At 62.9% G+C, this 14,573-nt stretch carries 30 protein-coding genes; 11 read left to right on the forward strand and 19 right to left on the reverse strand.

Annotated features, from left to right (window positions below):
• Positions 1–132: 132 nt before the first annotated feature.
• The 5 genes from OUZ49_RS14020 to OUZ49_RS14040 all read right to left on the reverse strand — a co-directional run bounded on the left by OUZ49_RS14020 (position 133) and on the right by OUZ49_RS14040 (position 2,913).
• Positions 133–675, reverse strand: coding sequence for a hypothetical protein (locus tag OUZ49_RS14020; RefSeq protein WP_266151102.1), 543 nt, complete (start codon positions 673–675; stop codon positions 133–135).
• A 320-nt stretch (positions 676–995) separates the two neighbouring features.
• Complete coding sequence (locus OUZ49_RS14025) at positions 996–1,340, reverse strand: hypothetical protein (protein WP_266151103.1); 345 nt, start codon at positions 1,338–1,340, stop codon at positions 996–998.
• 54 nt (positions 1,341–1,394) lie between these two features.
• Positions 1,395–2,420 (reverse strand): tyrosine-type recombinase/integrase, encoded by a 1,026-nt coding sequence (locus OUZ49_RS14030; RefSeq protein WP_266151104.1) that lies wholly within the window; start codon positions 2,418–2,420, stop codon positions 1,395–1,397.
• Between the two features lie 2 nt (positions 2,421–2,422).
• Positions 2,423–2,635, reverse strand: coding sequence for a DUF4224 domain-containing protein (locus OUZ49_RS14035; protein ID WP_266151105.1), 213 nt, complete (start codon positions 2,633–2,635; stop codon positions 2,423–2,425).
• Positions 2,632–2,913: a hypothetical protein gene (locus tag OUZ49_RS14040; RefSeq protein WP_266151106.1), complete on the reverse strand. Its 282-nt coding sequence runs from the start codon at positions 2,911–2,913 to the stop codon at positions 2,632–2,634. The genes OUZ49_RS14035 and OUZ49_RS14040 overlap by 4 nt, the downstream gene beginning before the upstream one ends.
• Here OUZ49_RS14040 and OUZ49_RS14045 point away from each other — a divergent pair.
• The gene (locus OUZ49_RS14045) at positions 2,912–3,127 is read left to right on the forward strand and encodes a hypothetical protein (protein ID WP_266151107.1); all 216 of its coding nucleotides are present in this window, start codon (positions 2,912–2,914) and stop codon (positions 3,125–3,127) included. The genes OUZ49_RS14040 and OUZ49_RS14045 overlap by 2 nt on opposite strands.
• A 2-nt stretch (positions 3,128–3,129) precedes the next feature.
• Here the strand turns inward: OUZ49_RS14045 and OUZ49_RS14050 are convergent, their stop codons facing one another.
• The 14 genes from OUZ49_RS14050 to OUZ49_RS14115 all read right to left on the reverse strand — a co-directional run bounded on the left by OUZ49_RS14050 (position 3,130) and on the right by OUZ49_RS14115 (position 10,406).
• Entirely contained in the window at positions 3,130–4,773 is a 1,644-nt protein-coding gene (locus tag OUZ49_RS14050) for a DNA cytosine methyltransferase (RefSeq protein ID WP_266151108.1), read from the reverse strand.
• Positions 4,766–4,987 carry a hypothetical protein gene (locus OUZ49_RS14055; RefSeq protein WP_266151109.1) on the reverse strand — a complete coding sequence of 74 codons (222 nt, stop codon included), beginning with the start codon at positions 4,985–4,987 and terminating at the stop codon, positions 4,766–4,768. The genes OUZ49_RS14050 and OUZ49_RS14055 overlap by 8 nt, the downstream gene beginning before the upstream one ends.
• A complete protein-coding gene (locus OUZ49_RS14060; RefSeq protein WP_266151428.1) occupies positions 4,980–5,369 on the reverse strand; it encodes a zinc-finger-containing protein in 390 nt (129 codons plus the stop codon). The genes OUZ49_RS14055 and OUZ49_RS14060 overlap by 8 nt, the downstream gene beginning before the upstream one ends.
• Positions 5,370–5,374: 5 nt before the next feature.
• A complete protein-coding gene (locus tag OUZ49_RS14065; RefSeq protein WP_266151110.1) occupies positions 5,375–6,034 on the reverse strand; it encodes a lambda exonuclease family protein in 660 nt (219 codons plus the stop codon).
• Complete coding sequence (locus OUZ49_RS14070; RefSeq protein ID WP_266151111.1) at positions 6,034–6,888, reverse strand: ATP-binding protein; 855 nt, start codon at positions 6,886–6,888, stop codon at positions 6,034–6,036. Before OUZ49_RS14070 ends, OUZ49_RS14065 begins: the two co-directional genes overlap by 1 nt.
• A 65-nt stretch (positions 6,889–6,953) precedes the next feature.
• Entirely contained in the window at positions 6,954–7,382 is a 429-nt protein-coding gene (locus OUZ49_RS14075; protein ID WP_266151112.1) for an Lcl C-terminal domain-containing protein, read from the reverse strand.
• Between the two features lie 152 nt (positions 7,383–7,534).
• A complete protein-coding gene (locus tag OUZ49_RS14080; RefSeq protein ID WP_266151113.1) occupies positions 7,535–7,738 on the reverse strand; it encodes a hypothetical protein in 204 nt (67 codons plus the stop codon).
• The gene (locus tag OUZ49_RS14085; RefSeq protein WP_266151114.1) at positions 7,735–8,049 is read right to left on the reverse strand and encodes a hypothetical protein; all 315 of its coding nucleotides are present in this window, start codon (positions 8,047–8,049) and stop codon (positions 7,735–7,737) included. Before OUZ49_RS14085 ends, OUZ49_RS14080 begins: the two co-directional genes overlap by 4 nt.
• Positions 8,046–8,222, reverse strand: a complete 177-nt coding sequence (locus OUZ49_RS14090) for a hypothetical protein (RefSeq protein ID WP_266151115.1) — start codon at positions 8,220–8,222, stop codon at positions 8,046–8,048. Before OUZ49_RS14090 ends, OUZ49_RS14085 begins: the two co-directional genes overlap by 4 nt.
• Positions 8,219–8,368: a hypothetical protein gene (locus tag OUZ49_RS14095; RefSeq protein WP_266151116.1), complete on the reverse strand. Its 150-nt coding sequence runs from the start codon at positions 8,366–8,368 to the stop codon at positions 8,219–8,221. The genes OUZ49_RS14090 and OUZ49_RS14095 overlap by 4 nt, the downstream gene beginning before the upstream one ends.
• On the reverse strand, positions 8,365–8,772 hold the full coding sequence (locus OUZ49_RS14100; protein WP_266151117.1) for a hypothetical protein: 408 nt from the start codon (positions 8,770–8,772) through the stop codon (positions 8,365–8,367). Before OUZ49_RS14100 ends, OUZ49_RS14095 begins: the two co-directional genes overlap by 4 nt.
• Positions 8,772–9,035, reverse strand: coding sequence for a hypothetical protein (locus OUZ49_RS14105; protein WP_266151119.1), 264 nt, complete (start codon positions 9,033–9,035; stop codon positions 8,772–8,774). Before OUZ49_RS14105 ends, OUZ49_RS14100 begins: the two co-directional genes overlap by 1 nt.
• 101 nt (positions 9,036–9,136) lie before the next feature.
• Positions 9,137–9,505: a hypothetical protein gene (locus tag OUZ49_RS14110; RefSeq protein WP_266151120.1), complete on the reverse strand. Its 369-nt coding sequence runs from the start codon at positions 9,503–9,505 to the stop codon at positions 9,137–9,139.
• A gap of 373 nt (positions 9,506–9,878) precedes the next feature.
• Positions 9,879–10,406, reverse strand: a complete 528-nt coding sequence (locus tag OUZ49_RS14115) for a helix-turn-helix domain-containing protein (protein ID WP_266151121.1) — start codon at positions 10,404–10,406, stop codon at positions 9,879–9,881.
• Between the two features lie 73 nt (positions 10,407–10,479).
• Between OUZ49_RS14115 and OUZ49_RS14120 the strand changes: the two genes are divergently transcribed.
• From OUZ49_RS14120 to OUZ49_RS14165, 10 genes are all read left to right on the forward strand, one after another.
• Positions 10,480–10,719: a helix-turn-helix domain-containing protein gene (locus OUZ49_RS14120; RefSeq protein ID WP_266151122.1), complete on the forward strand. Its 240-nt coding sequence runs from the start codon at positions 10,480–10,482 to the stop codon at positions 10,717–10,719.
• Between the two features lie 67 nt (positions 10,720–10,786).
• A complete protein-coding gene (locus tag OUZ49_RS14125; RefSeq protein ID WP_266151123.1) occupies positions 10,787–10,975 on the forward strand; it encodes a hypothetical protein in 189 nt (62 codons plus the stop codon).
• Positions 10,976–11,005: 30 nt separating this feature from the next.
• A complete protein-coding gene (locus OUZ49_RS14130; RefSeq protein ID WP_266151124.1) occupies positions 11,006–11,197 on the forward strand; it encodes a hypothetical protein in 192 nt (63 codons plus the stop codon).
• On the forward strand, positions 11,197–11,682 hold the full coding sequence (locus OUZ49_RS14135; RefSeq protein WP_266151125.1) for a hypothetical protein: 486 nt from the start codon (positions 11,197–11,199) through the stop codon (positions 11,680–11,682). The genes OUZ49_RS14130 and OUZ49_RS14135 overlap by 1 nt, the downstream gene beginning before the upstream one ends.
• Complete coding sequence (locus tag OUZ49_RS14140) at positions 11,679–11,846, forward strand: hypothetical protein (RefSeq protein WP_266151126.1); 168 nt, start codon at positions 11,679–11,681, stop codon at positions 11,844–11,846. Before OUZ49_RS14135 ends, OUZ49_RS14140 begins: the two co-directional genes overlap by 4 nt.
• The gene (locus tag OUZ49_RS14145; protein WP_266151127.1) at positions 11,846–12,550 is read left to right on the forward strand and encodes a hypothetical protein; all 705 of its coding nucleotides are present in this window, start codon (positions 11,846–11,848) and stop codon (positions 12,548–12,550) included. Before OUZ49_RS14140 ends, OUZ49_RS14145 begins: the two co-directional genes overlap by 1 nt.
• Entirely contained in the window at positions 12,547–13,839 is a 1,293-nt protein-coding gene (locus OUZ49_RS14150) for a replicative DNA helicase (RefSeq protein WP_266151128.1), read from the forward strand. The genes OUZ49_RS14145 and OUZ49_RS14150 overlap by 4 nt, the downstream gene beginning before the upstream one ends.
• Positions 13,840–13,841: 2 nt before the next feature.
• The gene (locus OUZ49_RS14155) at positions 13,842–14,069 is read left to right on the forward strand and encodes a hypothetical protein (protein WP_266151129.1); all 228 of its coding nucleotides are present in this window, start codon (positions 13,842–13,844) and stop codon (positions 14,067–14,069) included.
• The gene (locus OUZ49_RS14160) at positions 14,066–14,266 is read left to right on the forward strand and encodes a hypothetical protein (RefSeq protein ID WP_266151130.1); all 201 of its coding nucleotides are present in this window, start codon (positions 14,066–14,068) and stop codon (positions 14,264–14,266) included. Before OUZ49_RS14155 ends, OUZ49_RS14160 begins: the two co-directional genes overlap by 4 nt.
• Positions 14,263–14,565, forward strand: coding sequence for a hypothetical protein (locus tag OUZ49_RS14165; protein ID WP_266151131.1), 303 nt, complete (start codon positions 14,263–14,265; stop codon positions 14,563–14,565). Before OUZ49_RS14160 ends, OUZ49_RS14165 begins: the two co-directional genes overlap by 4 nt.
• Positions 14,566–14,573: the final 8 nt, after the last annotated feature.

A 14,573-nucleotide genomic window follows, 5' to 3' on the forward strand; every position in this document is an offset into this window, starting at 1 on the left:
TCAACTCCAATGCGCGTAAGCTTCATGAGTGGACTCCTCTTCGCCAACGACTGGTTCTATCGCTTCCAGTCTGGCACTCGATGCCGAAGACGGAGAGGAGTCCATCTCATTGCTGTGGGTCGGAAGCGGACATTAGTAAATGACTACCCGAGTCTGGAGCCTGCCGACAAGGCACCAGCCGCGCAACACGATGTAACCAGCACCACCATCGATGCCGCTGAAAAGATCCGGGCGAGCCTCGTGGCGGATGCTTATGTCGTATGGATAGATTTCGTCGCCGGGTTTCATGCGGCTACTAATGGCGGACCATTCATGGTCGGCACTGAAGCGCCTGTCCATCTCATCCTTGCCCATGAGGTCGGGAGACAGGCGTATATCCTTGGGTAGAGCAACGCAATGAATGCCAGGATCCATTGACAATCCACTCGATGATCCAGAATCAGTGGCCCAAGGCGCCAATACGGTATCTGCTGAGTCGCCCAATAGTCTGACCTTCCGATGGCGCAGCGTCGCCAGGCTTGCAACAAGCAAGACCAAAGCCGCAGCCACCAGCACACACGACGTTAAGCCTACAGATTTCCAGTTCATTGTCATGAAGGTCTGGCGTCCTGATTTGGCAAGGCAGAACTTGTTAGGTGTCGGCAAATGTCCGCAATGGGTCGGAAACAGACACATCCGCTACTCTAACAACCCCCGATTACGGGCACAAAAAAGCCCCGGGGTTTCCCTCAGGGCTCTCTTGATAGTGACCGGGCGGGTGACCTGATGTTCGCCAGGCCACTTCGACAATCACTCGAATTACAGGGTCTTTCTACCATTGGTACCGGTGATAGGACTCGAACCTACACGACATCGCTGCCAGTGGATTTTGAGTCCAAGAGTCTATCGATTAAATATCAAAGGCTTGCGACAAGCATTGGTCCGCAAATATTCCGCCGATAGCCTCTAGAAACCGTTGGTGCAGTTAGAGGCCGCAGGGATTGCGGACCGGATTATCACTTCGTGACGAAGGGCAACTCGCCGAACATCTGATTCACGCCGAGGAACGGGTAGCTCAACGGATGGTCGCGGCAGTATTTGTCCAGATAGATCTTGATCGTTTCACCGTCTGGCAAAGCTCGCATTGGACGGTTCCGGGACTGTTCGGAATCGTTGCGGGCGCTGAGGTAGCCTTGGGACCAAGAAATGAACATATCCGCATAGGTTTTGTCGGGGCTTAAGCTCACATACTTCCCACAAGACAGCGTTCCAACGCCTACGATCACCAGTTCGTCGCTGCTGAAGGCAGCTGTAGATGCTCCGATCAAGACCAGGCCGATCGCGAGTAGCGCACTTCGCATGTTTATCCCCCCAGGTTCGTCCCTCTCAGGGACCTGTTTATGCCCCAAGTGTAACTACTTGGTCGGGGTGACTTTGGCCCCCCGGCGATTGCGAGTGTACTGCTCCGTCATCACAACTGACGAATGGCCCAGCTGCTTTTGAGCCTCGCGGATGTCGCCAGCTGAGTCCGCCTTGTCCGTTGCCGCCTTCGCTCTCAGGTCGCGCAACTGGAACGCCTCCGGCTCAATCCCCACTGATGTGCACGCTGCGCGGAATGCGCGGCGCAACCGGTCATAGCTCCATGGTTGACCGTCTTCGCCAATGACCAGGCGGGTGGCATGCACCTTGTAACCGCCCTTGCGATCGGCGATTCGATCCAGCAGCGCGGCGAGCTCCCCCACGATTTCAATGCGACGCTTCGCGCCAGTCTTGCTTTGCCGCACATGCAGGAAGCCGCCGCGAATGTCGCGCACGTCCATGGCGAGCGTGTCGGAGACGCGCTGCGCCGTCAGGTAGGCGAGGTCCATGGCGTCGCGCAGCGGCGCGCTGGCGAAGTCCCACACCGCCTGGTAGTCGACGTCTTCGATGTACACGTCGCGCCCGGTCTCCTTGAAGCCCTTAACGCCGGCGCAGGGATTGGGGAGGGCCGTGTAACCCTTCTCGCGCGCCCAGTTCCAGATATGGGACAGCAGCGCCTTGTCGCGGTTCGCGCGCACCTTCGCCTTGTCGCCACGCCAGTCCAAAAACGCCTTGACGTGCTGCGGCTCGATCCTCTCCAGAGCGCACGGCGGATCGTCGAAGTAGGCATTGAGCTGCTTGAGCGACTTCTCGTTGTCATCCTGCGTGCCCGGGCGCTTGGTCGGCATGACCACGGCCCGATAGAGGTCCGCCACATACCGGAACGTGACGATGGCCTTGGGCTTCTCTGTGCCGTCGCGCCGGATCTTCGCCCACTTCGTAATGGCCAGGCCGTAGTCGCTGCCCAGCGCTTCCTCTCGACGCGGTTTTCCGCCGTGGTCGTAGTAATAGAAGGTCTTCTTGCCCTTCACGCGCACCCTCAGATTGGGAACGGCATCAGGGCGGGTCGGTCGGCGTCCCATGGTTAGGCTGCGGCCTTGTTCGACTTCCAGGTGCCACTAGCCTGCGCCTGCTCAGGTTGACCTTCAACCGCGGCGCGGGTAACCACCGGCCAGCCGTGGGCGTCCAGGTAGTGCCGGATCCCGTTGAGGCGCAGGAACGCGACCTGGCCGGCCTTGCGGCTTGTCCGGCACAGCTCGGTCAGCTCGTCGCGGGTAAGGCATAGGGTCGTACTCATACCGTCACTCCCAAGAACTTCAGGTCCAGCGCATCGACGCGGTCCCTGAGCTTGTGGCGCAACTGGTTCACCTCGGTCGCCACTTGGCAGCGCTCAAAGTTCGCCGGGTCGAACCGTTTCATTTCAACGTGCAGCGTCCCGTTCAGATCGCGACGGAACAGCCGGTAGGTGACCGACTCGCCCAGTCCCGGCACGCGGGACCAGGTGAAGCCGGCGACCTTGCGAGGAGGGCGGTGCGCTATCCTGCCGCCACTCATCAGGGTGTGGAGTTCACGCATGGCCAGTTTCTCCGTGACTCGCGGCGCTTGGACAGCGACCATTGAGCTGGATGTTGAAGGGCGGTACACGCAGTGGCATGCCGCCTTGATGACAGTCGATGGCGTTCATTTCGGATGGAAGGGTGAAATGAAGACAACGGAACTTCCGGATGGCGTCATACAGGACGCTGTTGGTCGCCTGGTACATGAGCTGATGGGCGCACTGCCTGCCTAACATCACGCCGCCTCCCTGAGCATTTGCACTTCGTCCAGATTCGCGCGGGCGATTGCCACCAGTGGAGGCGGGCTGACGCTGTTGCCGACCATGCGCACGCTGGCGCTGATGCTGAGCTTCCGGCCATCCGCTGTGCGATCGATGATGTAGTCGGCCGGAAACCCCTGGGCCCGATATAGCTCCTCACGGCGGAGCATGCGCAGGCCGATGTCCACGATCACATACGGTGTGCCCTTGATCGTCACCGTGACCAACGCCAGCCGGTCCTTGGTGGTGACCGTGGTCAGTGGCACATTAAGCTGCGCATGCTGTCCGCCGCAGCTGTGGTAGCGCATAAGGAAGGCTGCAACGCGGAGTGCGCCCGCCTCGTAATTGGGGCTCAGCGTGCATTCGACGACGCGCTGCTGGCTGCCGGTGCCGGTGATCGAACTGACCGGCTCGCAAGCGCTTCGAGCGCGCGCCGGGTTCCCGTTCTCGCCGCCACCGTTGGCCTGTTCGAGAAAAGCCGTGATGACGCCCATCGCGTGCGCGGCGCCGGCAGGGCGTGCAGCACCAGCACCGCTGGTGATCGTTGGCATGGGCTTAGCCGCCGGCGCCCCGTCGCTATCACCGCGGAACTTGACCAGGTGCGTAGCCGCCAGGGCAAAGTGGCCGCCCTTCACGCCGGCGCACTGCGTGCGGAGCGGTTCCTTGCCTGACCAGGTGCGCTGGTTGCTGCCGTTGGCATGCTCGGTGATGAAGAACGGCTCCGCTGCGTCCAGGACGTACCGCTTCACCCCTTTGGCGATGCGCCGGCAGGTGGCCTCGGCCAGCGGGCGCTTGCGCTCGAAGATCGACGGGCAGGGCACGGACCAGTCGATGCAGTCGGCGGCTGTCACGTAGGGCTGCGCACGGTCCGGGCCGTGCGTAGGTTCGGGCCATTGCGGCGCCTCGCCATCGCAGCGCGCCAAGAGGAACAGCCGCTCCCTGCTGGTGCCGGCGCCAAAGTCGCTGGCGACCAGTAGACGGTGATCCACCTGGTAGCCAAGCCCGCGCAGCTCGGCGAGGAAGCTGCGCCAGGTCCGGCCGGCGTGCCGCTTGTCAGGAATCAGAAACTGGTTCGCGACCGGCACGCGCTCACCCTTCGCGGCAACGCTTCCATCGAGCTTCATCACGCGGCCGGTTACCTTGTCGCGCTTGGCGACCAGCGGGCCCCATGACCGGATCTGCTTCACATTCTCCAGGCTGACGATGCGCGGTGCGAGGCCGGCCTTCTTCAGGCTGCCGCACCACTTGAGCACGACCCAGCTGAGCGAGCGCGTCGCGCGGTCACGAGGCTGACCGCCTTTGGCCTGGCTGAAGTGGGTGCAATCGGGGCTTGAGTGGAACCAGCCCGGGCGGCGGCCCGCCACCTCGGTCACCGGGTCCGCCTCCCACACGTCCTCGCGCATATGCTTGGTGAATGGATGGTTCGCCGCGTGCATGCCGATGGCTTGCTCATCGTGATTGATCGCGATGTCGGGATCACGGCCGAGAGCCTGGCGAAGAGCCTCACTCGCGCCGCCGCCGCCAGCGAACAGATCGACGATAATCTCGCCCGGCCGCAATGCTGACGCGAAGGCCTTCCGCGGGAAGTTGAATCCATGCTGCTGGTTGCCATCAGCCATTGCCGTGCTCCTTGATGGCGCGCAGGAGGTCAGAGGTGCGGAATGCGAGGTAGCAGCGCTCGTTCCGGTCGGTGAACGCCACTTCGACGAACCCGTTGCCAGCGTCGGTGACTTCGAGCATGGGCGCCTGGGAATCGCACGCCTCATCTCCGTTGCCTTGGTTCTCGAAGCACAAGAGGCGGCCGGGGAAGTAGTTCTGCACCGGGTTATCCACGGATTGCTCCCATCATTCCGGCGCACAAGTCGCGCGCGCGGTGGCATGTGCGAATGTCGAAGAGGCCCCAGTGGCACAGGGCTGGGGTAAGCCCGAGCTTGGATGCAAGCCACGCGTAGGCCTCGGTGCGATCCATCCCGCCCGACTGCCAGAGGCGTTCAAAGTGTGGCTTGCAAATCTTCCTCGCCTCACGCGTCGCTTCGTCGGCCAGCGTCTTGTACGCGACGCCCCAGAGAGCGCGGTTCTGGTCATCGCTGCGCCGCTTCTTCGCGACCTCGACCGTCACCTTCAGGCGCTTGCCGGGAAGGGCGGCAAGGACGAAGGTGCGCAGGCTCTCGGCGATGCGCTCGCGGTCTGCGGTCTCCGGCGGCAGGATGAACATCTGGCTCAAGCTGCGTCCTCCAGGTACTTACTGACGATCGCGCGTACCTCGTCCTCGAGAGTCACGCAGGCCTCCTCCATCGTTGCGATGTATTGGTCATCGCGAGGCACCCGCTGGATGTAGAGCGCGCGCTTCGGAGGGAAGTAGGGGTGGAAGCTCACGAAGTCCCACCACTGGCGTCCGGTCACCCAGAGGCCTCCCTGGATTTGCTCGACGTGCTCTTCGGGCAGACCCAGTTCCAGCGTCGCCAGATGCACTTCCTGATCCTTGGGACACTTGATCTCGCCGCCGCCATCGGCGCCAACCAGGAAGTCAGCCGAAGCACCGATAAAGTCGTGCACGGGGTGGAGAAGGAATCCAACGTCGCGAACCAGCACGCCGGTCTCTGTCTCGTAGGCGTTCTTCGCTACTGGCTCCCACTGCTTGCCCCACTCGAGCGCGTCGGCGCGCACCTGGTTCTTCGCGCGGCCGGTGATGCGTTCCGCGGCGAGCTGGTGGATGTAGTCGATGCGGGCCTTTAGCGGCTTGACCTCTTTCTCCTGTCCCTTCCTCTTGCCCGACAGGTAGACGCCGCCGGGCGAGAACGCCAGGACGTCGCCGATGCGGGATGCGGTAATGCGCCCCGCACGCTGCGCGAACCAATCCTCGGTGCGCTGGAGATCCATCAGGCCGCCTCGCGGAAGAGTTCATCCTTCCGATCGTTCTTGTCCTGTTCCAAGGCCTCGCGCGTATCGCGGTCCATCTGGCCCCAGACCTCGATGAGCTTCTCGAGCGACGGCGCGGTCTTGATCTGCGCGCGCCACTCCGCGAACTGGTCAACCTTCGGCGCCGGCTCGTCGCCCGCCTCCAGCCACTCCAGAAGCTGCTCGCCGGTGCGCTCGGTGATGACGAAGTGCTGGCCGTCGAACATGCCGGTGCGGTCCTTGCTGGCCGAGGCAACGTGCGAATCGACAGCCAGATCAAGCACGCAAGTGAACTCGTACTCCATGCCCTGGCGCTGGATGGGTGCGAGGCCGATGCGCTTCGGCGCCTTCTTGCCGCGCTCGTCCTCGACAACCTCGTAGGCCGTCTTTGTCCGAATGGTCCCGATGACATGCACGGACGCACCAAGAATCGCGTTGATGATCCGCTCGTGCTGCGGCGTGACATCCTTCCACGCCATATAGCCGTTACCACTACGGCTGGCCTTGCTGGCGTTGTCGTGGATGTCGAGGATGCCACCCTCGCCAGCCCACGCATGGGACAGCGAGTCGATGATCACGACCGAATAGCCCTCGTCCTCTGCCGCCTTGATCGCCTGGATGTACTTCTGCGGCGTGAAGGGCGGCTCGAGCTGCAGGGTGTCGTACACGAAGCGGTCGGCGTACAGGTCACCGGAGCCGCGCTCGGTGTCGATCAGGGCAATCTTGCCGCCCAGGCCGGAAGCCAGCTCGAGCGCGGAGAAGGTCTTGCCGGAACCGGAGGGGCCGATCAGCGCCAGGCGCAGCTTTGCCTTTTTGCGCGTCGCTTTCTGGAACATGCTCATGGAATCCTCTTGCCGGAGTCCGCCGGCACGGTGTTAGGAATGGATGGCCAAGAAGCCGATTACTGACCGGCCGGCGACACCGAACGACACGCCCGCACGCGGGCGAGGTCGTTCTGGCCGTTGCAGAAGGCGCCGCCGCCGCCGAAGTAGACGTACCACGCGTAGTCCGAAGGCGACGACGCATCGAGAGTGCTGGTCCAACACCAGTCATTCTTGGCGGACGGGAACGCGTCCGTATCGATTGCCGGGTCGAACTTCGTGCGATCAGCCAGGAGGAACAGCTCCTCGACGGTCGGCGCGCGCCAGTCGTTGAAGCCGGCGAGTTCCAGCGAGGCGCAGGCTTCCTGCGCGTCGGCGAAGGTGTGGCGCTCGCCGACATAATCAGCCGACCAGATCAGGCCCAGCTTCGTGTCGAGCACAGCGACGTGGTCAGTTGCTTCAGCAGCCAGCTGCGCGCCATCGGCGCCGATCTTCGTGAAACGTGACATGTGGATCTCCTTGGGAGGTGTAAGTTGGCGGCAGGCTGTGAAGTCAACCGGATCACCCCGTGCCCACGGGTGCCTGCCGCCGTGAAATCAAATGAGAAGTAGCAGCGCTGCGCCGTCGATCAGCAGCACGGGCCAGAAGGCGCGGAGGAGGGTCATGCGTGCTGCTCATGAAAAAAGGCGCCGGCCTCGGCGGGACCGCAGGGAGGGGATTGCGAACCCGCTCCGGCCGGCAAACTGTTGAGAAACGACGTGACGCGATACAGCGCGAACGACTTGCGCATCTGCGCGATGGTTCGCTCGATTTCCTGGTCGCGGACGTCGGGCGGGAGGTCGGAGGGCGAGAGGCCGGCGTTCATGCGGCACCGACGCGGGCGAGGGCGGCGTTTGCCGTGTCGACAGCTTCAGTCAGCGCGTCGGACAGGCCTTCCAAGTCAACCGGGTCCGGGCCGCCGACACGCAGCGCACGAGACATGGCGCCGATGTTGTCCAGTGTCTCGATCAGTTCGGCCACGGCGGCGCGGGCTGCGTCGAAATTAGCCAGCGCGCTAGTCACGTCCGCGAGAGAACATGCGCGGGCACGAACGGCGATCTCAAAGGATTTGCTCAACCCATCGCGCGTCACGTCCAGCACGTTGAGCACATCCACCTTCTTCGTCTCGCCACTCATGCCGCCAACTCCTGCTTTTCCTGGTACGTCCGCCGAGCTGCCTCTTTCGCGACAGTCGGGTCCGAGTAGTTGTGCGGGGTGATAAACACGGGAAGGCCGGTCGCGGTGTCGATGACCATGCCGCGATATGCGGTGCCCACGCGCTCGGCCTGATAGGTGACTTCGCGGCTCATGCTGCGCGGCCTCCGGTGGTGACCAGCGCGCGGAACTTGATGCTCCAGCCCGCAGGCGTTTGGTCGACGGGACCGATGTAGGTGATCGTCTGCATCACGCCGTCCACGAGGCGGCAGATGCGGCAGCGAAAGGTGCGCTTCTTCACGGCGTGTACTCCCTAGCTTCTTCTGCGGCTTCGCGGTTGAGGTCGTCCTCGGCGGCTTGGCGCACCAGGACGTCGCGCTGGGTGATCAGCGGCTTCAGGGCCCGGAAGAGGGCCGGCAGTGCCATGGCCTCGTCGGGCGTCAGGTCCAGGCCGGCGAGCGACTTCTCGAACACCGGCCATGCGTTCATGGCCAGCACCGACAGCTCGATCAGCTCCAGACCGCCTTCGCCGAGTCCCTGAGCACGGAGGCCGATGGCCTCGTCCATGAACAGTTCGGATACGCGGCTGGTGTCGGCGTTGATCACCTTGCAGCGCTCGTTGAGCTGCCACTCGGCGCGCTGCTCGCGGGTCGTGCGCGGCAGGGGCTGGGCCGGGGCAATGGCGTGGCGGGCGAGGGCGTTCATTACTCGGTCTCCGACTGGGACTGCAGGACCCATGCAGCGCCCTGGCAAAGGGCGGCGGCTATGGCGATGGCGTGAAGCGGCGACATGTGGAGGTCCTCGAGCCAGGCGTCTCCGTGCTGACCGAGCACAACGCGGCGCTCGTCTGCGGTGACATCGACGCCGGTGTCGGCATTGATCTGGATCGTTTGGGAAACCCATGGACTGCCCACGACACTTGCTCCGGTTGCCTTGAGGTTGAAGCGATTATGGAATGCCATAATCATCCTGTCAATGGAATCCCATAAATATTTTTCAGTTGGTGAGATTCGGGCAATAAAAAAGCCCGCTCGAGGCGGGCTTTGGATCGTCGTGCCTAGGTTGCCGGTTACTGGCTGGAGAACATCCCGGCCTTCGCCTGAGAGGTCGACGAGGTCGACTGCACGTACTTTCCGGCTTTGTCGAAGGTGAGGGAGGCGGTCACGGTGTTCGCGTCGGAGTGGCCGACGAAGGGACCGACAAGCGGGATAAAGCTGGAGCCGCTCGCCTGTGCGTGCGAGAAGGCATAGACGATGATGGTCGAGCCGTCCGGCAGCTTGGTCACTGCGTTCGGTGTGCCGAGCTTGGCCTCGGCCTGGTCGATCGTGGTCACTCCAGGCTGAAACGCGTTGACGACATTCGGATCCACCTTGGTGCCGGCAGAGACGCAGCCGGCGAGAAGGGCGGTTGCGACGAGTACTGCGGACGGCTTGAGCATGTCGGCGGTTCCTTAGGAAGCTTGGCGATATAGGTTGAGGAGGCGGTCCAGATGCATGATGAAGTCAGGCGGCAGAGCTTCGGCTAGAGCATCAGCAATGCGCGTGACGTCTTGGAGCGCGGGTGAATTGGGTGGGGGCGAACTTGCCGTGCGCGCTGGCAGTGCATGCACGACACGATTGCGAGCTGCGCGGATCGCTGCGGGCGCTGCCCACGATGTTCCTCGCGTGCCTTCTTCGACAAGTCGGGCGTTGAAGTAGTCCAGAAACGCGCGCGACGCATCTTGACGCCTGCGCCATTCGCGAGTGGTTATCTCGTTGGATCCGGTCGTTTCGCCGGTAGGTTTCTGCTGCTTTCTTCCGACCAACCGGAGCTTAGGCTTTACGGCCAGCTCGGGATAAGCCTTTCTTACTTCCGCCACCATTCGCCGCCGAATCCCCTCGTTCTCCACCCTCGTCCCCTTTCTGAGCCACGCCAGCCGCTTTAAGCACGAGGCGCGCCATATTGTTCGGCGTCCTCTCCTGAGTCATTTGCATACGAGCTACGTACATCTCTACAAAGCGCTCCGGCTCTTCCTCGATGTTGTAGACAAGGCCGGCTTCCTCGTACGCGGTACGAAGTGCCCAGGCAGTGTCAGCAATCATCTGGGGGTCCAATCTCACGGACTGAGAGACGCTGTCCGGTGCGGGTTCCGAGGCTTCCTTCGCGCCCTTGCCGGTCTCAAGCCAATCGGCGCGTAGGCCCAAGGCTTTAGCGATTACGTGCAGGCGCGTGGTCGAATCCTGGTCGCCGTTCTCAATACCGGCCAACGTGGGGTAGGGGATGCCGGTGGCGCGCGCCAGCTCTGACCGGCTCATGTGCCGGTCGGTTCTGGCTTGTTTGATTCGGGCGCCAATCGTCATGTGCGAATGATTATGGAATCGCATTATGGGATGCCGTTGACAGCGCCCTATGGGATGCCATAGAGTAGTAGCTATGGACACTTGGAAAGACAAAATCGTAGCCCTCGAAGCACGCGGCTGGACCCTTACGGGCATCGGCAACGCGGTCGATCTGTCGCCGTCTTCGATCAGTGACATCAAGCAGGGCCGCTGCAAAAACCCCGGCGGCATGGCTGCAGTGAAGATTCACAACCTGTTCTCCACCGGCGCACTCCCTCCAGGGCGTGAAGTCGCCGCGAATGCTCCCCACAGCAAGCGGAAGAGGGCGGCCTAGCCCGTCCGTTGTCGTCCCCAGCACATCAAGACCCACTGCCATAGCAACGCCTCAAAGGAATAGAGCCATGTACGCCGATCCGACCCATCTGCGAAACAAGGTCATCAAGGTCCGCTTGAACGATGACGAGCGCGACCTTGTTGATGCTCTCGCTCGCGTGAACAAAACGCAGCCCGCCGTCCTGCTGCGCGAACTGGTCCTTCAGGGCCTGTCGTTGTTCGAGCAAGAGAGTAACGACACGCGCCATGTCGCATGAAGGTCCCACACCCGGCCCTAGGGAGGCCCTGTGCGCCATGAACCCGATATCGATCTGACGCCAACTGAGCTGGCGCGCATCGCAAGTTTTGCGGAGCAGCGCGGTGTTTCCGTTGAGGAAGCCGCCACGCAGCTCGCTCAGAAGACCATCACGAAGTTCTTCGTGATCCCCCGGAAGGCTTCAGCAGTGGTGCCCTTGAGGGCCCTGAAGAGGGAAAGCTAGTGAACCTGATCATCGACCACGGCCACTCACTGCCGCCGCTTGAGCCTGATCTCAGCGGCTGGCGCCCCGTGGTCGACCACATCCGCACGCATATCGCGCAGCAGCGCGAAGGGGATTCCTCCGTGAATGCCATCCGCCAAGAATCGTTCTGGGATCGCGAGCCGCCGATGCGCCGCATCGAGACGCCGGCTGCGCGCGCCACCGACCCTGACACCTCACACGAGGCAGCCAACGAGGTCACGGCTACCGGTCTGCGTGCCGAGCAGCAGGCCCGGACCCTGGCCGCGGTGCGCGCCTTCCCAGGCCGGACCATGCAGGAGCTGTCGGAGCTGACCGGCCTCGATCGCTACATGCTCGGACGCCGCATCAGCGAGTGTGAAACCTCGGGTGTCGTTTTTCGGGGCCTCAAAAGGCGTTGTTCCGTCACTGGACGCATGGCTGAGCCGTGGTTCGCCGTCTCTGGGCAGGGGAGGGCTGCAGCATGAGCTGGCATCCCGCCTCTTGGCATGACCGTCAGCTTGCGCATGTTCGCGAGTGCATCGCTGAAGCCGACAAGATTCACACTCCCGAGGAGCTGGCAGCTGCACGCGCCTTCCTCGCGGCCACCAACGACGACCAGATGCAGCCTTCGCTGTTCGAGGCTGCGTAATGCCGACCCGCATTCTCCGCGACGGAATCCTCACCAGTGAACGAGTGAACGAACTCGGCGCGCTGGAGGAGGTGTTCTATCGCCGTCTCATGTCCGTGGTCGATGACCATGGGCGGTACTACGGGAATCACTCGCTCATTCGTGCGGCGTGCTTCCCGCTCAAGCTGGACAAGGTATCCGACTCGGACATTGGCAAGTGGCTTCTGGTGACAGAAAAAGCGGGCCTTGTAAGACAGTATCTGGCGACAGACGGAAAACGATACCTCCAGCTGATCGACTTCGGCCAGCGCATCCAGGCGAAGTCGAAATTCCCCGAACCTGATGGTGACTCACTTGATTCCACCGTTATCCACGGTGACTCACCGTGCGATACGGGAAACAACGGTCTAGTCGTAGTCGAAGGCGGAGTCGTAGTCGAAGGCGGGAAAGCGCACACACGCAAACCCCGAGTGACGAAGACTGCTCTCGCCGATGACTTCGGCATCTCCGAACGCGTTCAAGCCTGGGCGAAGGAGAAGGGGCACACCCGTCTACCTGAGCACCTTGAGTCATTCCGCGCGAAGGCAAAAGCCAACGGCTACACCTACGCCGACTGGGATAGCGCCTTCATGGAAGCCATCCGTAACGACTGGGCAAAGCTCGGTAGTTCACAGAAATCCACCGTGAGCAACGGTAATTCCGTCGCCGCTTCGAGGCCCCTATGAGCAAACCGCACGACAGCACCATCCTCGACATCGAGCGCACGCTACTGGCGACGCTCATGCTTCGCCCGGGCGACTGCTTCAGGGTGAACGTCTCGCCCGAGTATTTCGTCAGCGAGCTCCATGCCGACCTGTTCGCCGCCATCCGTTCGCTGAGCTCCGAGGGAAAGCCGGCCGACCCTGTGTCGATCGCCGACCACTTCGAGCAGCAGGGGCGCAGGGAGCTTGGCGCGCTGGCCGTGACCGTCGCCCACGAGGCCCTGCTGACCGCCGTGCCGGACGCCTTCGCGCACCGTGTCACCACAGCATGGCGCCAGCGCCGGGCCCGCGAGATCGGCATGGGCCTGGTGGAATCCACCGACGAGCGCGCCGTCGACCAGGCCATCGCCGCGCTGATGAACCTGCACGCCACCGAGCAGAACCACGAGTGGGATGCGAAGGAGGCGACCCGGGCCGCGTTCCAGGAGCTGACGGTCATCCACGAGAGCGGCGGCAAGCTCCCGGGCGTCACCACGGGCCTGAAGGATCTCGACGACAAGCTGGGCGGCCTGCACAACGGCGACATGATTGTCGTCGGCGCGCGCGCTGCCATGGGCAAGACCGCAATGCTGGGCGGCATGGCGCGCTGCGCTGCCGAGGCTGGTATCCCGGTGGGCGTCATCTCCGGTGAGCAGCCGGTCGAGCAGCTCACCCTGCGCACGTTCTCGGCCCTGTCGAACGTGGACGCCAAGAAGTTCCGCACCGCGCAATTTGACGAGGCCGAATGGACGCGAGTCTACGGCGCCATCGCCAAGGCCGGCGGCCTGCCGATGTGGTTCCTCGATCGCTCGGCGCCGACCCTGGCCGAAGTAGTCCGCGTCGCGCGCCGCTGGAAGCACAAGCACGGCATCAAGGCCCTGTACGTCGACTACCTGCAGCGCATCACTGGCGAAGGTGAGCGCAAGCACGAGCAGGTGGGCTTCGTCGCCCGCGGCCTGAAGAACCTGGCCCGCGACCTGGACATCCCGGTCGTCGTGCTGGCCCAGGTATCCCGCGCCGTCGAGGGCCGCACGAACCAGTCCCCACGCATGGGCGACCTGTCCGACAGCTCCGAGATCGAGAAGGAAGCCGACCAGGTGCTGATGCTCTTCCGCCCTGGCTACTACGACGAGAACGAAGACCAGTCCGTCGCCAAGGTCATCGTCGAGAAGAACCGCCACGGTCCGACCGGTTACGTCGACGTGCGCTGGCACGGCGGAACGATGGTGTTCGGTGACCTGGATCACCGCTACGACGAAGCATTCGGAGGCTAGACATGGCGAACATGAAACCAGACGGAAAGCTGACCAGCGTGCTCAACCTCCTCAAGGAGGGCCCGGGCACCACGCGCGAACTCGCCATCGAGCTTGAAATCCCGTCGCGTTCTGTCGGCGCACTGCTGTGCGACCTCAAGCGCCGGAAGAAGATCACCAGCGAGCCGTTCGTTAGGACCGTGGGCAAGCGTCCGGTCAGCTTGTGGCGCGTCGTGGAGCAGGCCGCATGACCGTCCCCAACACCTACCTACGCCGCAAGATCGTCGACGTCCTCGGCGAGATTGGCCCGGCCACATCCGAAACGGTGGCCCTGAAGGTCAATGGCGAGCATCACTCGGTATTGCCTGCGCTTCGGGCTATGGCCGCTCAAGGCGTGCTGCGCAAGTCCATTCCCCGCAACCAGATTCCGGTTTGGAGGTTGGCGTGATCCTCAAACAACTAGACATTCGCGTCATCGAATGGGGTGACGACAAGGGCAAATACAAGGGAACCGCCAAGTTTGGCGACGACCGCGGCGAAGTTGCCCTCAACCTGTCACCCGATCACATCGATGAGATCTTCAAGGTGTGCGCTGTCGGCATCATCGAGACGGCAAGGCGCGCCGCCAGCGACATGACGTGCGCGATCATCGAGCAGAAAACGACGATTGATCCCCCGTCTCCGGTACAGATCGACAAGTCTGTTGGCGGCCGTCTCAAGCGTCTGCTTAGCGGAGACGCCCAATGACTACCCAC

It is taken from the genome of Dyella halodurans (assembly GCF_026283925.1).
Lineage (GTDB): Bacteria > Pseudomonadota > Gammaproteobacteria > Xanthomonadales > Rhodanobacteraceae > Dyella > Dyella halodurans.

Bases quoted from the DNA above. Each gene is read 5' to 3' on its own strand.
- OUZ49_RS14020 (WP_266151102.1), bottom strand. From the start codon at position 675: ATGTGTCTGTTTCCGACCCATTGCGGACATTTGCCGACACCTAACAAG.
- OUZ49_RS14025 (WP_266151103.1), bottom strand. From the start codon at position 1,340: ATGCGAAGTGCGCTACTCGCGATCGGCCTGGTCTTGATCGGAGCATCT.
- OUZ49_RS14030 (WP_266151104.1), bottom strand. From the start codon at position 2,420: ATGGGACGCCGACCGACCCGCCCTGATGCCGTTCCCAATCTGAGGGTG.
- OUZ49_RS14035 (WP_266151105.1), bottom strand. From the start codon at position 2,635: ATGAGTACGACCCTATGCCTTACCCGCGACGAGCTGACCGAGCTGTGC.
- OUZ49_RS14045 (WP_266151107.1), top strand. From the start codon at position 2,912: ATGGCCAGTTTCTCCGTGACTCGCGGCGCTTGGACAGCGACCATTGAG.
- OUZ49_RS14040 (WP_266151106.1), bottom strand. From the start codon at position 2,913: ATGCGTGAACTCCACACCCTGATGAGTGGCGGCAGGATAGCGCACCGC.
- OUZ49_RS14050 (WP_266151108.1), bottom strand. From the start codon at position 4,773: ATGGCTGATGGCAACCAGCAGCATGGATTCAACTTCCCGCGGAAGGCC.
- OUZ49_RS14060 (WP_266151428.1), bottom strand. From the start codon at position 5,369: ATGTTCATCCTGCCGCCGGAGACCGCAGACCGCGAGCGCATCGCCGAG.
- OUZ49_RS14065 (WP_266151110.1), bottom strand. From the start codon at position 6,034: ATGGATCTCCAGCGCACCGAGGATTGGTTCGCGCAGCGTGCGGGGCGC.
- OUZ49_RS14070 (WP_266151111.1), bottom strand. From the start codon at position 6,888: ATGTTCCAGAAAGCGACGCGCAAAAAGGCAAAGCTGCGCCTGGCGCTG.
- OUZ49_RS14075 (WP_266151112.1), bottom strand. From the start codon at position 7,382: ATGTCACGTTTCACGAAGATCGGCGCCGATGGCGCGCAGCTGGCTGCT.
- OUZ49_RS14080 (WP_266151113.1), bottom strand. From the start codon at position 7,738: ATGAACGCCGGCCTCTCGCCCTCCGACCTCCCGCCCGACGTCCGCGAC.
- OUZ49_RS14085 (WP_266151114.1), bottom strand. From the start codon at position 8,049: ATGAGTGGCGAGACGAAGAAGGTGGATGTGCTCAACGTGCTGGACGTG.
- OUZ49_RS14090 (WP_266151115.1), bottom strand. From the start codon at position 8,222: ATGAGCCGCGAAGTCACCTATCAGGCCGAGCGCGTGGGCACCGCATAT.
- OUZ49_RS14100 (WP_266151117.1), bottom strand. From the start codon at position 8,772: ATGAACGCCCTCGCCCGCCACGCCATTGCCCCGGCCCAGCCCCTGCCG.
- OUZ49_RS14105 (WP_266151119.1), bottom strand. From the start codon at position 9,035: ATGATTATGGCATTCCATAATCGCTTCAACCTCAAGGCAACCGGAGCA.
- OUZ49_RS14110 (WP_266151120.1), bottom strand. From the start codon at position 9,505: ATGCTCAAGCCGTCCGCAGTACTCGTCGCAACCGCCCTTCTCGCCGGC.
- OUZ49_RS14115 (WP_266151121.1), bottom strand. From the start codon at position 10,406: ATGACGATTGGCGCCCGAATCAAACAAGCCAGAACCGACCGGCACATG.
- OUZ49_RS14120 (WP_266151122.1), top strand. From the start codon at position 10,480: ATGGACACTTGGAAAGACAAAATCGTAGCCCTCGAAGCACGCGGCTGG.
- OUZ49_RS14125 (WP_266151123.1), top strand. From the start codon at position 10,787: ATGTACGCCGATCCGACCCATCTGCGAAACAAGGTCATCAAGGTCCGC.
- OUZ49_RS14140 (WP_266151126.1), top strand. From the start codon at position 11,679: ATGAGCTGGCATCCCGCCTCTTGGCATGACCGTCAGCTTGCGCATGTT.
- OUZ49_RS14145 (WP_266151127.1), top strand. From the start codon at position 11,846: ATGCCGACCCGCATTCTCCGCGACGGAATCCTCACCAGTGAACGAGTG.
- OUZ49_RS14150 (WP_266151128.1), top strand. From the start codon at position 12,547: ATGAGCAAACCGCACGACAGCACCATCCTCGACATCGAGCGCACGCTA.
- OUZ49_RS14155 (WP_266151129.1), top strand. From the start codon at position 13,842: ATGGCGAACATGAAACCAGACGGAAAGCTGACCAGCGTGCTCAACCTC.
- OUZ49_RS14160 (WP_266151130.1), top strand. From the start codon at position 14,066: ATGACCGTCCCCAACACCTACCTACGCCGCAAGATCGTCGACGTCCTC.